The organism is Clostridium sartagoforme AAU1 (genome assembly GCF_000401215.1).
GTDB lineage: Bacteria > Bacillota > Clostridia > Clostridiales > Clostridiaceae > Clostridium > Clostridium sartagoforme.
The window spans coordinates 1-16,884 of sequence record NZ_ASRV01000233.1 but is presented as its reverse complement, the minus strand read 5'-3'; the positions used below and the strand labels follow the sequence as shown (position 1 = coordinate 16,884).

The 16,884-nt window shown below is 25.6% G+C and carries 12 protein-coding genes, 1 pseudogene and 1 riboswitch; of the genes and pseudogenes, 4 read left to right on the top strand and 9 right to left on the bottom strand.

What is annotated here, in order from left to right; translation table 11 throughout:
* The 3 genes from A500_RS18175 to A500_RS18165 form a co-directional block, all read right to left on the bottom strand.
* On the bottom strand, nucleotides 1-570 hold a 570-nt coding region (locus tag A500_RS18175), incomplete at its 3' end, for a PH domain-containing protein (protein WP_016209039.1).
* Nucleotides 571-615: 45 nt separating this feature from the next.
* Nucleotides 616-1,146 (bottom strand): PH domain-containing protein, encoded by a 531-nt coding sequence (locus A500_RS18170; RefSeq protein WP_016209038.1) that lies wholly within the window; start codon nucleotides 1,144-1,146, stop codon nucleotides 616-618.
* 240 nt (nucleotides 1,147-1,386) lie between these two features.
* Entirely contained in the window at nucleotides 1,387-2,583 is a 1,197-nt protein-coding gene (locus tag A500_RS18165) for an acetate kinase (protein ID WP_016209037.1), read from the bottom strand.
* A 456-nt stretch (nucleotides 2,584-3,039) separates the two neighbouring features.
* Here A500_RS18165 and A500_RS18160 point away from each other — a divergent pair, with 456 nt between their 5' ends.
* Nucleotides 3,040-3,756 (top strand): HAD family hydrolase, encoded by a 717-nt coding sequence (locus A500_RS18160; RefSeq protein WP_016209036.1) that lies wholly within the window; start codon nucleotides 3,040-3,042, stop codon nucleotides 3,754-3,756.
* Nucleotides 3,757-3,814: 58 nt separating this feature from the next.
* Here the strand turns inward: A500_RS18160 and metH are convergent.
* From metH to A500_RS18135, 5 genes and pseudogenes are all read right to left on the bottom strand, one after another.
* Nucleotides 3,815-7,464, bottom strand: a pseudogene (gene metH / locus A500_RS18155) (methionine synthase).
* 111 nt (nucleotides 7,465-7,575) lie between these two features.
* A riboswitch (SAM riboswitch) is annotated at nucleotides 7,576-7,672 on the bottom strand.
* Nucleotides 7,673-7,927: 255 nt separating this feature from the next.
* The gene (locus tag A500_RS18150) at nucleotides 7,928-8,500 is read right to left on the bottom strand and encodes a hypothetical protein (protein WP_016209033.1); all 573 of its coding nucleotides are present in this window, start codon (nucleotides 8,498-8,500) and stop codon (nucleotides 7,928-7,930) included.
* Nucleotides 8,501-8,666: 166 nt separating this feature from the next.
* Entirely contained in the window at nucleotides 8,667-10,454 is a 1,788-nt protein-coding gene (locus A500_RS18145; protein WP_016209032.1) for a WG repeat-containing protein, read from the bottom strand.
* 159 nt (nucleotides 10,455-10,613) lie between these two features.
* Nucleotides 10,614-11,993, bottom strand: coding sequence for a dihydropyrimidinase (gene hydA / locus A500_RS18140; protein WP_016209031.1), 1,380 nt, complete (start codon nucleotides 11,991-11,993; stop codon nucleotides 10,614-10,616).
* Between the two features lie 263 nt (nucleotides 11,994-12,256).
* On the bottom strand, nucleotides 12,257-13,204 hold the full coding sequence (locus tag A500_RS18135) for a DUF7916 family protein (protein WP_016209030.1): 948 nt from the start codon (nucleotides 13,202-13,204) through the stop codon (nucleotides 12,257-12,259).
* A gap of 168 nt (nucleotides 13,205-13,372) precedes the next feature.
* Between A500_RS18135 and A500_RS21815 the strand changes: the two genes are divergently transcribed.
* The 3 genes from A500_RS21815 (at nucleotide 13,373) to A500_RS18120 (ending at nucleotide 16,127) form a co-directional block, all read left to right on the top strand.
* A complete protein-coding gene (locus A500_RS21815) occupies nucleotides 13,373-13,759 on the top strand; it encodes a DUF2207 domain-containing protein (protein WP_016209029.1) in 387 nt (128 codons plus the stop codon).
* A 350-nt stretch (nucleotides 13,760-14,109) separates the two neighbouring features.
* Complete coding sequence (locus A500_RS18125) at nucleotides 14,110-15,042, top strand: DUF2207 family protein (protein WP_016209028.1); 933 nt, start codon at nucleotides 14,110-14,112, stop codon at nucleotides 15,040-15,042.
* A gap of 191 nt (nucleotides 15,043-15,233) precedes the next feature.
* Entirely contained in the window at nucleotides 15,234-16,127 is an 894-nt protein-coding gene (locus A500_RS18120; protein ID WP_016209027.1) for a DUF1002 domain-containing protein, read from the top strand.
* A gap of 154 nt (nucleotides 16,128-16,281) precedes the next feature.
* Here A500_RS18120 and ybaK read toward each other — a convergent pair whose 3' ends face one another.
* Complete coding sequence (ybaK, locus tag A500_RS18115) at nucleotides 16,282-16,749, bottom strand: Cys-tRNA(Pro) deacylase (RefSeq protein ID WP_016209026.1); 468 nt, start codon at nucleotides 16,747-16,749, stop codon at nucleotides 16,282-16,284.
* Nucleotides 16,750-16,884: the final 135 nt, after the last annotated feature.

Below are 16,884 nucleotides of genomic sequence, written 5' to 3'. Positions count from 1 at the left end.
TATATCACTTGCTATAGAAAGATTAAATTTTTCCTCTAATTTTTGTAGAAAATCTCCTATTAAAAAGATTCCTCCAAATGCCCAAAATATCTTTGATTTACTTATTGAATATAAGAATATTTCTTTAAATGATATAGTTTTTAAAAATTCTTGTTCTTTTCTATTACTAATTCCTTCTAGGTTTTCATATATTTCTTCATCATTTGATTTATTTATAAAATTTCTAATTTCATAGGCATCTTCTTTTTTTACTTTTATTCTTATTTCCTGTCCAACCTCTTTTAAAGCACCGGTATCAATTTTTAAAGTACAAACATTAAATATTCTATCAATAATATTTTTATTTATATCTATGGTATTTATTTTATCAAAAGGTATCTCTAATTTCTTTGAATTTATTATTCCACTTTTATATATTAACTCACTATCTTTAATGTAGAACTTTATAGTTATCCATTTTAATATCGAAACTATAATAGATAGTACTACTAAACCAAGTGTTACATAAATTCCCCCTTCATCAAATTTAGCAATTGATAATGCTATAAATATAACTAATCCATTTACCAATTTTATAATTTCTTCTAATATAAAACTTATATGATTTTTTTATATTTATCTTGTTTCATCATAACTATCTAAGTCCTTATCTGATAAAATATTTTCTTTAGAAATTTTATTTTTTATTACTTCCTTTAAATACTCACTTATCTCTTCTGCTCTTTCACTATCAATATTTGGGATTTTATGTTGTCCACCAGCGGTAAAAATGCTTATATCATATAAATCAAAAAATTTATTTATTGGTCCTTGATTTAATTGAATATGTTGGATTCTTATTATAGGAATTATGACTTTTCTTACAAAATATATACCTTCAATAAACTCAATTTTATCATTTGTTATTTTATACCTCCATTGTTTGTATTCAATTGTTGGGGATATAAAAGAATTAATTAGAAGTATAATTACTAGACTGATAATAGAAATCGTAAAAATAAACCTTACTTTATTAAAATCATCTATTATTCTTGAAAAAAATATTTCACCTGCTATTAAAACTATACTAGTAATAAAAGCACCTATTAATCTTGATATAGTCCATGACTTTATAGCATTTTTATTAAGTTTTTGATATTCCTGCATTATTACTCCCCCTTGATATAATAGAAATTCTTTATTATTATATCATTTATCTAAGTTACTTTTAAGCAAAATATGTAAATTATAACATTTTTAAAATTTAATTTCTTATATTTAGTTGAAAAGCTAAAAAGCAGTTCTTAATAAAGTTTTCCTTGTTTATAGTAATAGTTTATTTTAACTTTCTATAATAAAGGATTTTTCTTAATAAGATCTGCTTTTAAAAATTATATTTAATTTGGACTATTTATTTATTAACTTTACTGTATCTCTAGCAATCATAAGCTCTTCATTAGTTGGAATTTCATAAACTTTTACTTTTGAATCTTTAGTTGATATTTCTTGAATTTCACCTCTTATAGCATTTTTTTCATCATCTATATTAAATCCTAAGAACTCAAGACCATTTAAACATTCTTTTCTTGTTAAAGAAGAGTTTTCTCCTATGCCAGCAGTAAATACTATAACATCTACTCCTCCCATTATACCTGCATATGCTGCAATTTGAGCTCTAACTTTGTAATGGAATATATCTAATGCAAGTTTTGCTCTTTCATTTCCTTTATCTGCTGCATCAATAACATCTCTAAAGTCAGAAGAGACTCCTGAAATACCTAAAACTCCAGATTTTTTATTTAATAATTCATCTATATCACTAATTTTATATCCATGCTGTTCTGAAAGGAAACTGATAACTGATGGATCTATACTTCCTGATCTTGTGCCCATCATTACGCCTGCCAAAGGAGTAAAGCCCATGGACGTATCTATTGACTTTCCGGCTTTTACTGCTGCTAATGAACATCCATTTCCTAAATGGCATGTTATAATCTTTAAATCCTTTATATCTTTTCCCATTACCTCTGCTACTTTTTGAGATACATATTTATGTGATGTACCATGGAATCCATATTTTCTTATTCCATACTTTTCATATAATTCATATGGAAGAGGACATATGTAAGCTTCTTTTGGCATAGTTTGATGGAATGCTGTATCAAACACTGCTACCATTGGCGTATTTGGCATAAGTTCCATACAAGCTTCAATACCAACAATATTTGGCGGATTATGAAGAGGTGCAAGTGATATACACTCTCTAATTGAGTCTAACACAGTATCATTTATTATAACTGAATGAGAATATTTTTCTCCGCCGTGAACTACTCTATGTCCAACAGCACTAATTTCGTCCATAGATTTAATAACACCATGATCTTCATTTACTAAAGCTTCTAAAACCAACCTAATAGCAGCTTTATGGTTTGGCATAGCTTCTTTAATAATATACTTGTCTTTTCCTTCAACTTTTTGAGTTAATATAGACCCTTCAATTCCTATTCTTTCTACTAATCCTTGTACTAATGAATTTTCTGTTTCCATATCAATTAGTTGATATTTTAAAGATGAGCTTCCGCAATTTATTACTAAAGTCTTCATAATTATTCTCCTTTACATTCATTTGTTTCATTATTTATATAATACACTAAAAATCTATATATTCAAATTGATAGATTCTTATATATTTTACAATAATCTTAAATAAAAGTAAAAAGGGCTGTTTATTCAGCCCTTTCCTCTATTTTCCTGAAATTTGTATATTGTTTAATTTTATACCTACTTACAATTTATAAAATCTTAAACTTTGAATCTCTTTCTCTATACCATCAATATTAGATACTATTAATTTTTTGCATTTTTTCAATAAAAATTTCTTATGAATTAATAAATCCCTATTACATTAATATTGTTGTAAAAATATTAGTGTTAAATATTAAATAAATACACATATTTTTGTTTAAAAATACAATTCTTCTATTGTTCTATATTAATTAGAGGATTTATCACTTATAAAAAGAATTAAACTACATATAACTTGATTTAGGAGGCTTATATATGTTTAAAAATTACATATTTGATTTATATGGAACCTTAGTTGATATAAATACAGATGAAAATTCACATCTGCTTTTTGAAAAATTATCTCTTTTTTATTCTTATAAAGGTGCATATTACTCTAGTTCGGATTTAAAAGATACTTATATTCAATTAGTAAATGATAAACTAAAATCAATTACTAATACAAACTTTCCTGATTTTAATATCGAAATTATTTTCAAAGAATTATTTAATAAAAAAGGTATTTTCCCAAGTAAAGATACAGTCAAAGATACAGCTCAGATATTTAGAGTACTATCGTTAAATAAATTATCTCTTTATAATGGTGTTGTTGAATTGTTAGAAACTCTAAAATTAAAAAATAAGAATATATATCTGCTCTCTAATGCTCAAAGGATTTTTACTCTTTACGAGATGAAGTTATTAGGTATAGATAAGTATTTTGATGGAATATTATTTTCTTCAGACTTTGGTGTTTGTAAACCAGATAAACTTTTTTATAACACATTAATTGAAAAATATAATTTAAATCCAATTGAAAGTATAATGATTGGAAATGATTATATTTGTGATATACACGGAGCAAAAGAAATAAATTTAAATACTTTGTATATTCATTCAAATCTATCTCCTGAGCTGCTTAATAATATAGATAGTACTTATTCAGTTTTAGATGGGGATTTCAATAAAGTTAAACCCTTAATATTAAAATAAAAAAGAAAACTTATAAAGCATTCTTAAACTTTATAAGTTTTTCTTTTTTTATAAATAATTATATTAATATATTAGAAAGTCTATTTTTTAATTCTGCTATATTTGAGTTATTTCTTTTTGAATAATCTTCTAATTGGTTAATATCTATTTTATAAACGTCAAAATATTTAGCTTCACTACTAGCAAAATATAACCCACAAACTGATGATGGAGGATCTATCATATTGCTTTCCGTAAAGCTTGCACCTGTTACTTTTTCTCCATTTAAAAGTTTAAATATTTTTCTTATTTCCTTTTGATCCTTTATTGATGGATAACCTACAGCAGGTCTTATTCCCCTGTACTTTCCAGAAAGTAATTCATCATAACTTAAATTTTCATCACTTGAATAGCCCCAATAATTTTTTCTAATATCCAAGTGTAGCTTTTCAGCAAAGGCTTCTGCTAATCTATCACAAACAAAACTTAAAAGCATAGAGTTATAATCATCTCCTTTTTCCCTCAACTTTTTAGAGTGTTCTCTAGCCTCAGTTCCACTTGTAACTAAAAATGCTCCAATATAATCATCAATTTTTAATTCTTCAGGAGCTATATAATCACTTAAACAAAGATTGATATTATTTTTATTTTTCTTTTGTTGCCTAAACATATTAAAAGTTTCTATTAAATTGTTGTCCTTATCAAAAATATTTATATCATCTTGAGCAGAACTTGCTTTAAACAATCCAAATACGCCCTTAAGCTTTACTATTTGATTATTTTCTAAATCATCTAATAACTTATTTGCTTCTAAATAAATTTTCTTTGCTTGTTCCCCATAAGTACTATCTTTTAGAATTTGAGGGAATCTCATTTTCATTCCCCAGGCTGCAAAAAAGAAGCTCCAGTCTATAAAAGGCCTTACATCTTTAATAGTATAATCATATATACCTTTAACACCTAAAAAATTTGGTTTTTTTATATTTGTACTGCTCCAATCTATTTTCAATTTATTTTCCCTTGCTTCCTTTAGAGAAATAAATTCCGTTTTAACATTTTCATAATTTTCTCTTTGAATTTTATAATTTTCTTTAGTTTCCTTTATAAATTTAAATTTTTCTTTGGATACTAATATTTTGCAAATTTCAACTGTTTTAGATGCATCATATCCATATATTACTGGACCACTATAATTTGGGTCTATCTTTAATGCTGTATGGATCTTAGAAGTAGTTGCTCCACCAATTATAAGTGGAATATTTAGACCTCTCTTTTCCATTTCCTTAGCCACAGTTATCATTTCATTTAAAGATGGCGTTATTAGCCCACTTAATCCAATTATATCAACATTTTCCTCTATTGCTTTATCTATTATTTCTTCACAAGGAACCATGACTCCTAAATCTATAACTTCAAAGTTATTACAAGATAAAACAACACTTACTATATTTTTACCTATATCATGAACATCACCTTTTACAGTAGCAATTAATATCTTTCCATCTCTTGTAAACTCTCCATTTTTTTCAGTGTCTATATATGGTGTTAAATATGCAACTCCTCTCTTCATAACTCTTGCTGATTTTACAACTTGAGGTAAAAACATTTTTCCATCACCAAACAATGTACCTACCTTTTTCATGCCATCCATCAATGGGCCCTCTATTATATCTAAAGGTCTTTCATATAAAGTTATGGCTTCCTTTAAATCTTCATCTATATAATTAGTAATTCCCTTAACTATTGAATACTCTAATCTTTTTTTACAAGCTAGACTTCTCCAATTTTCTTTATTTTCTTTATCTTCTTTTAAATTGTTTTTATATAAAATAGCTTCTTCTAATAGTTTCTCGCTAGCCCCTTCAAATTTATTTAATATAACATCTTCAACTAACTTAAGTAAATCTTTAGGAATATCATCATATATTTGTATCATACTTGGATTTACAATTCCCATATCCATACCATTTTTATAGCATGATATAAAAAGACTGAATGCATAGCTTCTCTTATCTTATTATTACCTCTAAAAGAAAAAGATAAATTACTTACTCCTCCTGAAACCTTAGCATATGGTAAATTTTCCTTTATCCATTTAGTTGCATTTATAAAATCTACAGCATAGTTATTATGTTCATCAATTCCTGTTGCTATCGCTAAAATATTTGGATCAAATATTATATCTTCTGGAGGAAAGTTAATTTTATTTACTAAAAGCTCATAGGCTCTTTTACATATATTAATCTTTTTTTCATAACTGTCTGCTTGCCCATTTTCATCAAAAGCCATTACTACAACTGCTGCTCCAAAATCCTTAATAATCCTTGCCTTATCTAGAAAATCTTTTTCTCCATTCTTTAAAGAAATAGAATTTACTATATGTTTTCCTTGAATCACTTTAAGTCCATTTTCTATAACTTCCCATCTTGACGAATCAATCATTATAGGCTTTAAAGAAATATCTGGTTCTGAAGCCAATAGTTTTAAAAAATATTCCATTTCTTTTTCACTATCTAAAAGTCCATCATCAAAATTTACATCTATTATTTGAGCTCCATTTTCAACTTGTTCTTTAGCAATTTCAAGAGCTTCTTCATATTTCTTTTCTCTAATAAGTCTTGCAAACTTTAAAGATCCAGAAACATTCGTCCTTTCTCCAATGTTAACAAAATTAGATTCTCTATTTGATTTTGTTATTTCTAATCCACTATACACACTTTCTCTTTTAATTTCTTTAACAACTCTTGGTCTATAATTTTTAGCTACATTAGCAATTGCTTTTATATGCTCATAAGTAGTACCACAACAGCCACCAACAATATTTAAATACCCAGCTTTCAACATTTCTTCAATACACTTTGAAGTAATTTCAGGTGACTCCTCATAAAATCCTAATTCATTTGGTAATCCTGCATTTGGATAAACTGATATAAATAAATTCTGTGTTTCTGCTAACTCTTTTATAAATTGATTTAAATCTTTTGCTCCAAAAGAACAATTTAGTCCTATTGAAATTATATTTTCATTTTTCATTGAAACAGCAAAGGCTGAAAGGTTTTGTCCTGATAAAATTCTCCCTGACTTATCTGTTATAGTTCCAGATATCATTATTGGAAGAGTTATATTTTTTATCCTAAAAGCCTCATTTGCAGCCATAATAGCAGCCCTTGCATTTAAGGAATCAAAAATTGTTTCAATTAAAACCAAATCAATGCCACCATCAATTAAAGCATCGATTTGCTCTATATATGCCTTCTTTAATTGATCAAATGATATATTTCTATAACTTGGATCTTCAACATTAGGAGATAGCGATGCCATTCTATTGGTTGGACCTATAGATCCGGCAACATATCTCTTTTTGCCGTCCTTCTTATAAAATTCTTCACAAGCATCTTTAGCTAGCTTAGCACTTTTATAATTTAAGTCATAAACTAAACTCTCAAGACCAAAATCACTTTGTGATATTTTATTAGAATTTAATGTATTAGTTTCAATTATGTCTGCACCAGCTTCTAGAAAACCCATATGTATTTCATATATTATTTCTGGCTTTGTAATACTTAATAAATCATTATTACCCTTTTGATCTAAATAAAAATCTTTTAATAACTTTCCCCTATAATCTTCTTCCTTTAACATAAATGATTGAATATTTGTCCCCATTGCCCCATCAATTACTAATATTCTTTTTTCTAAATCCCTAATTATTTCGAAGCCTCTTTTCATTACATAACCCCCTTGTATTACTAAAATAATAACTCTTATTATTATATCTAAATAAAAATCCCTTCTAAAAGTAAGAAGGGATTTTATATAAAGTATATAAAAACTCTATTACTCTTATTTTCCAGAAAAATCTGTAGGATTTAGCACCACACTATAAGCAGGTTGCTGGGTTTCAAAGGGCCAGTCCCTCCACCACTCTCAATAAGATAATTATTATATTTTTTATAATTATATATTTTTATAATTTTTTGTAAATATATTTTACTAGTACACCTCATATATTTATTTAATAATTATTATTAAATTAGATATTATATAATTTAAATAAAAAATACCTTCTCAGAATATTACTATCAATTTCGCCATTATTTGTAAATAATATATTTCATAAATAGTGTAGTATTATTATTTATAAAAAATAGTAATACTACACTATTATTAAAGTCTTATACTTTTCTAAATACTAAAATACATTATTATTGCAACAAGAATTATTATTATTTCCGCACCAATTATTTGCAACAACTGTATTAGAGCCTAGATATTGACATCCCTCATAGATAGTTTGATTAGTAAAATGATATATATTACAGTCACGTAAGAAATCTTTTATATGATTACAATTATTCACATAAATATGATTATATCTAGTAAAATATCTATTATAAAAATTTCTATTAGTTATAACATAGTTCCTACCATTTATATTATAAAATGAATTATATCTTCTTACTTGTCCTGGTCTTTGAATAATATTTTGTCCACCTTGATTTTGACCGCATTGATTTTGAATTCCTCGTGCTCCACCTAAATATTGATTATTATTTTGAAAGTTTTCTGCTCCTTGAACTCTTTGATAAGCTCCATAACTTGCTAAATTACCTTGTTTAACTTCTGATACATTATGAAAATCATAATCTGCATTTTCTTGCCAATTATTTTGGCAACTATTTTGAGGATAATTATCCTTATTATTCATACCTTTATAATATTCTTCATAATTTGAGTTTTCATATTCATTGTTATAATAGTCCATTCTAAATACCTACCTTCTAAACATCTTTTGTTATATTGTTTTATATAATATATTATTCTTAATGTACTATAATGTTTCCTATTTATTTAAATATCATTTAAGAGTATATTACATTAGTGTATTATTAAAGCATCTTAAAGATTGACTTTTAAGATGCTTTAATATGTTAACCTGTTAATAATTTGTATAATTCTCCTTCTTTATTGATTATTTTATCTATATTTTTAAGAGGTATAGTAAAGGTTATAAATCCCATTGATTCAGGTGCTATTTTTTCTGGATGATAATAAATATATAAATTGTCATTATCTATATAAAAGTCTTGATTTTCAGTTATACCTTTAAATGAATCCGGAAATATAAAATTATAATTTGGTTCTTCATTAATTATTTTTAGTATATTATTATTAATCTCAATATCCCAGTTTGATCCTTCATTAAATAAATCTTTAATTTTATATAACTTTCCTGTTAGCAAATTAATACTACAGGTTTTTCTTACTTGTAATATGGATTCTTGATTTATTTCTGAATAATATCCAACTAAATCTAATACAAGTAAATTCTCTTTATAGAATAATATTTTAAAATTACCATAATAATTATATGGCAATATTTCTTCATCTGTAATTATGAGTTGCGTTTGAACATATATATCATCACTTGGCGGATCAAAAATTGATAATCTCCTCAACTCTAAATTTATTTGATTCTCAGCATTTTTATCATTCATACCATAAATATTAGGTATATATATTAAATAATTTATATTCGGTCTATATTTTTCAATAATAATTGAATAGGTTTCACTTAAATTTATTGTTTTATTAGGTCCATAAATCATCTTATTATTTTGAGCTAAATAATAGATATAATAATCTACATAAGCTTGTACTATATCTCCTAGTAGATCCAATTTGCCACTTCCTAAAAATATAGGTAAATTATTAAGTTCCTTTCCATCCTTATTTATAAAGAAAGTTTTTCTTGAGTCTGATACTGACGCCATTCCATTTGAAAAGTTATTTACTTTAAAAAACTTGAATTTAGTAAAAATAGTTCCTTTATCATCTCCAATAGCATAAATGCTTCTACTTTTTGATTTAGTTTTACCTATTGGTAACCCTAAAGCTAGTCTTCCCTCTCCTAAATATTTAATATCACTATATATTTCTCCATAGATTGGTCGCCCTAATTTATCTATTACTCCATATTTATCTATTTCATTAGATGTACTAACAATGGAAATTCCATCAATAAATTCTCTAGCATATGAGTAAATTGGATTAATAACTATTCTATCCTCTTTACTTATATAACCATAAGGGCCTCCTAATAATATAGAAAATACCATCATATCATTTCCATATGAACCTACATATTCGTACTTATAAGTATTTACAATATTACATTGATTATCTATTAATGAATATTCTCTATCTTTAATTTTTACTAATGCATAATCTCCATTAAAATCATTTGCTTCAATATATTTTGTTTCACAAGATTCTCCTCCCTTTAAGTTTAAATAACCATATCTATATTTATTTCCATATGTTTTTCTTATTACTGCATATCCATCTTTATAATTACCTATATAGTCATATACTGCATCCGTTAACTTATGTCCTTTCTCATCGAATACCCCCATAGCCGTATTTTCCACATAAATACTTCTTCCTTCTGAATATTGATTTATTAAACTATATTGAGCATTAACTATATAAATACCTTCTGAATTAATAATTCCATAACGTCCGTTCTCATTAACAATAGCTAATCCATATTCATTAAAATTATATGCATTAGTAAATTTAAAAGGAATAATTTCTTTTCCATATTTATCTATATACCCATATTTATTTCCATTTATAGTGATTCTAATTGCAGGATACAATTCAACTTTTCTATTTTTATCTTCTTCTTGTGGTTTATATTTATTTTTTTCATGCAACCCCTCTGGAATATATTAATAATATTTATTATATTTGTACATTTAGGTATTCGATACAATAATTTTAAACATTTATTTTGAATAAACCACATTTAATATTTAATATAAAAAATTCTACTAACCTATATAATAATTAGTAGAATTTTTATTAAAGTATATTTATAAACTTATTTTTCTTTTTATAAATCTTCCATTACCTTTTTTGCCTATGAAATTACCATTCTTAACTATAATATCTCCTCTTAAAATAGTATATATAGGATAACCTTTCACTTTAATTCCCTCATAAGCAGTATAATCAACATTTGAATGTAAATCTTTAATTGTTAATACTTTTTCTATTTTATGATCAATTATAACTATATCTCCATCAGCTCCAACTTGTATTGAACCCTTTTTAGGATATAATCCAAAAATTTTAGCTGGATTTGTACAACATACCTCAACAAATTTATTTATACTAATTTTTTCTTTCATAACACCCTCTGAAAAGATTAAAGGAATTCTTTCTTCAATTCCTGGTGCTCCATTAGGACATTTTGTAAAGTCATCTCTTCCAAGCTGCTTATCCTTATTAAATGCAAAAGGACAATGATCTGTTGCTATAGTTTGTATATATCCATCCTTAATTCCTTTCCATAAGGAGTTTATATCTTCTTCTTTTCTTAAAGGAGGACTCATGATATATTTTAAGCCTTCATTATTTTCTAATTCATATTTGCTATCATCTAAAACCAAATATTGAGGACATGTTTCGGCATATATATTTTCATTTCTATCCCTTGCCATTTTTATATAACTTAATCCTAAATTTGAAGATAAATGAACTATATATAAAGGTGCATTACCTGCTATTGATGATAAATTTATCATTCTATTTACAGCTTCACCTTCTGCTTCTACTGGTCTACTTAAAGGATGATATTTAGGAGTTTTTAATCCATTTTTCACATAATAATCTTTTAATACTTTTATGCTGCCATGATTTTCACAATGAACAGTTGTAACTCCGTTAAGCTCTTTTAATCTATTTAGTACTTTTAATACTTCCTCATCATTTACCATATAATCATATGTTAAATAAACCTTAAAACTTACTATTCCTTCATCTTTTACTATACTCTCCATTTCCTTAAGTATTTCTTCATTAACATGTTGAATTACTCCATGAAAACTATAATCTACTACTGCATTTTTATCTGCATAACCATGATATACATCAACTTGATGCTTTAAAGTGCATCCCTTTGGTCCAAAGCCCATATGATCAACTATAGTAGTTGTTCCTCCACATGCCGCTGCAACTGTTCCAGTATAAAAATCATCATTAGCTACAGCAATTCCTACATCTAAGTTTAAATGAGTATGAACATCTACCCCTCCAGGTATAACATACTTACCAGCAGCATCAATTACTTCTTTTGCTTCTTTATTTATACAAGTCCCAATTTCTTTTATAATGCCATCTTCAATATATATATCACCTGTATATGTTTCACTTGCTGTAACAATAATTCCATTCTTTATTAGTAATGACATTAGCTTCACTCACTTTCTTATATTTGAAAGAATATATATTTTCTTTACATTATTTATTATACATAAGCAATGAATATGCCAAACTGTATTTATGTTCTATAACATACTTTTTAATATAATTTTATATCATTTTGATAATTTTATATCATTTTGATAAGCAATTTATATTATGATAACTTAATTTTGTTTCAAACACATATAAAATGATAAGACTCCTCAAAATTTAAATATTATAAGATTCATATTTTATTTAATACTTTTTATTACCTTAATATCGATTGAGCCATTCTTCTATAAGTATGTCTAATTCCTCTTATTGTTACTGAAAGTGCCATGATATTTTCAGGCAATGCTATTCCAAAAGTTCCACAATCTCCAATATGTTGAATATCAGCTCCTGCCATTTTTGAATTTAAAGCTATTTGTTCTATTATGCTTTTACTTGAACCTTCTTGTGATGTTCCTATTGTAGTCATTGCAAGAGCATTATTATCATGAACAAGAGTAATTATTTTCTTTGCTAAATCTAAATCATATCCTGGAACTGTTCCTGGGGCTGGGATTAATATAACATCTGCACCACAGTCTATAAAACTTTTTATAGACTTTTCATCATATATATTCCCACTACCTGCTCCATGCATTTTTCCTGCTATTATTAAAGTGCTATCCCCTAATACTTCCTTAGCAAGCTTTATTCCATCACAAATAGTTTTTTCTGTAACTCCTGTATTAGGATTACCTGTTATAACTATATAATCAAATCCATATTCCTTAACTTTATTAAGATTTTCTATATTCAATCTATACCCTCTTTCATAAGTACTTCCTTCTGGTACAGGCTCTAAGTTTACTCCTATCATTCTACCAACTAACTTTTTAATATTCTTTATATAATCTTTATTAGTTAAGTTATCTCTAATTTGCTCTCCAATTTTATTAGCTAAATTATCTATTGATGAAAGTAAATTAGCTCCACCATCTATACCAAAAATAAAAGGTTTTTCAAAATTAAATGTATTTAAAGTAATCATATCAGCTCCAAAACTTGCAGCAAGTTCTAAGTTAGATACCTCCCTTATATATGGAGTATAGCTAATAATAGTTTCAGACATAACAGTTCTTCCTTCAGATTTACTTATTATATCCTTTAGCTTGTTTTTATTTAGATTTTCAATATCACTTGTTGTTAATTCAAATATTCTTTTCATAAACTTATCCTCCCTTATGATTATTATATATACTATTATATAGCATTTATTTTATAAATGAAAACGTCTAACAAAAGAACTTTATCTTAATAATCTTAATACTATTTAGTAATATGGAGAAAATACATATTATATGATATTCTAATAAATATAAGGGGTAGATATATTATGAAAAAGCTAACTTATACTTTAATTTTATTATTTTTATTTACAATTCCCATTACTGTATCTGCAGATACTAAAAATTATTCAATTGATAGGTTACTTATAAATGCAGAAATACAAAATAATGGGGATATTATTGTAAATGACGAGTTTTCTTATACTTTTAATGGTGATTTTAATGGTATTTATTTGAATCTAAATTTAAATGGATCCAGCGGTTATTCAATTAATAACGTAACTGTCGAAGATAAGAATGGAACTTATGCTTTGAAAGAAAAAAATGATGAGTCAAATAATAGCTATGAAATTATAAATTCTAATGATAAGCTTCAAGTTAAAATTTATTCTAAAAGTAGTAATGAAGAAAAAAATTTAAAGTTGAGTACTTAATAAATTCTGCTGCTATAAAGTATGTAGATTTTAGTTCTTTAAATTGGAGTTTTTACACTGCATCAAAAGAAAATCCTGTTAATAATATTGAACTAAATATAAGTTTAAATTCAGCTAACTTTAATGCTAACAATTTATATTATACTGTTTACGGTGATGGAAATTTTAATACTGAAACATCAGAAAATAAAATTAAAATTGCTGGTGAAAATTTAACTTCCGATTTAGGAATTGATTTAAAATTTCATCCTGAATTTCTTACGATTCCAATAGCAGAAAAAAATAGTGATTCAAATATTTTTGATGGTAATATACAAAATTATGGAGAAAAAGATTCTCCTAATGTATTATTGCCGATACTAATTCCATCTTCACTAATTATTATAATAGCTATAACTTTTTATCTTTCTAATAAACGATCAAAAAGAATTTTCAATGAAGCTTTAAATGAATATAGATCAAATTTTATTTTTACATCAGATGATGTATTGCCTTATCCGCCTTCTAATACAAGTCCTGCTTTAGTATCATATTTATATGATAAAAATAATATTGATTTATCTATAGTTCCTTCTACTTTAATGTATCTTGCAAATAAGGGATTTTATAAGTTAGATAGTACTTTATCAAATGGAAATGAACTTGTTACTGTTAAGTTTAAAAGAATAAAAGATAGTTCCAAATGTGAATATTCACATTTAAAAGTTTTAATGGATTGGTTTAAAACCTATGAAGATAATAAAAACGAATTTTCATTTGACTCTATAAAAATAAAAGTTGATGAAAGTAAAAATATAGCTAAAAACTTTTATAATTCCTACTGGGATTTTATAAATGAAATAAGACTAAATGGAAAACTCCATAATTACTATATAATTATAAAAAATAAAGAAGTATTAAGTAACGATGCTTATAATGAATATCTTCAATGGTGTGCTTATAAAAAATATCTATTATCATTAATAGATAATAAAGATACAAATAATATAAAAGAATCAATAATATATGCTTCTGCATTAGGAATAAGTAATTATGATTTAGAAATGGATTTAACTGATTCTAAAGAAAATTATTCTTATGACAATAATTTTAATAATACTTTTTATAGCTATTATATTACTAATGCATTTCTATTTAATGAAATACACAATATTGCAGATAATAATCATAACAGTAACTCTAATTTTAATAATGGGCTGGATTTTAGCAACAATAGCTTTAATGATTTTTCATCTGGAGGAGGCTTCTCTGGTGGTGGCGGCGGAGATTCAGGAGCCTTTTAAATTTAATTATTTTATCTTCTTTAAATATATTATAAAAGATATGGGATATTTATACATAATTAATAATCCCATGTCTTTTTATTTTAATTTTTTGTTAGTAAATTCTTAAATAAATCTTAAAGGTCTTCTATTTTCTAACTTTCTTTAATAATATTAAAGTAAAGTATTTTATATTTTAAAAGGAGATTTTTATGAAAAAGAATATACTAAAGCTAATTACATCATGTACTATTGCTTTTTCTTTATTTAGTTTTACTGTACAAGCTCAAAATAAAGAAAGAGTTACTTTTGGGATTGACTTAACAGATGCACAAGAAGTTCAAATGCTTAAAGAATTTGGTGTTTCAGAAAATGAAGTTAGTGTAGATAGAATAACTAATGATGATATAATCAAACAGTTAGGTCTTGATCCTAACGATAAATCAAATTATGAAGGTGGTTGTTACTCTTCTTCTTATGTTAAAATTACTAATAACGGTGGAATACAAGTACAATCTAATAATTTAACTGAAGTTACTTCTCTTATGTTATCAAATGCATTGGTTACTTCTGGGATAACTAATGCTGAAATAAAAGCAGGGTCACCTTTTCCAGTCACAGGTACTTCTGCATTATCTGGAATATTAAAAGGTTTTGAAAGTGCTAAAGGTGAAGAATTATCATTAAAAAACAAAAAAGCAGCTCAAGAAGAAATTGAAACCACTTCAGCTCTTGGAGAAGAAATTGGATATGATGAAGCTGCTAAAGTTATTAATGATGTAAAAACAAAAATAATAAAGGAAGCTCCAAAAAATAGTGAAGAAATTTCTAAGATAGTTGAAGGTATTACAAATAACTATACAGTAGAAATATCTGATGAACAAAAAGAGCAAATAAAAGCTTTAATGACTGACATAAATGATTTGGATATAGATTATAGTACTGTTAAGGAAACTTTAAAGAATATAGGTAATCAAATTTCAGAAGTTCTAAAAAACTCTGGTAAAGATATTCAAGATAGTAGCTTTTTCCAAGGAATCTTTAATGCAATAGGTAATTTTTTCTCTAAGCTATTTGATTCAATAAAGAATATAGGTAATAATTAATTAAGCTTTTCACTAAAATAAAAGGATATATCACTAACGTATTTTAAATGCGCTAATGATATATCCTTATTATATTAATTCTAATACAAAATTTCTAATACCCTATAATGATATTTTATATTTATATTTCAAATAAATCTTATAATTAAATTATTTATACTAAATCGGCTAACTGAACTCTAATAACCTTCTTAAGATCATCTAAACTTAATTCTACTTGATATCCTATTTTACCAGCACTAAAAATAAATGTTTCAAGATCTTTAACTGATATATCAATCGTAGTAATAAATTGTTTTTTTGTTCCGATTGGTGAGCATCCACCATGAACATATCCAGTTAGAGGTAATAAATCCTTTGATTTTATCATTTCAATAGATTTTTCACCAACACTTTTAGCCGCTTTTTTTAAATCTAATTCTTTTTCTACAGGTATTACAAATATATAATAGTTTTTTGATTTACCTGCTGTTACAAGAGTTTTAAAAACTTGTTTAGGGTCTTGCCCTAGAACACTAGCTACCTCTACTCCACTTATAGCATCTGTATTTACATAAGAATAACTGGTATATTTAATTTTCTTTTTATCTAAAATTCGCATTACATTTGTTTTTTCATCCATAAAGTATCCCTCCAAACAATATAATTATATCATTTTATAAAAATATTACCATTTTCTTATAAAATACAACTTTTTAATAAAAATAACTTAATTAAGTTATTAGATTAAAAAATTATTTCTTATAAATAGTAAAAT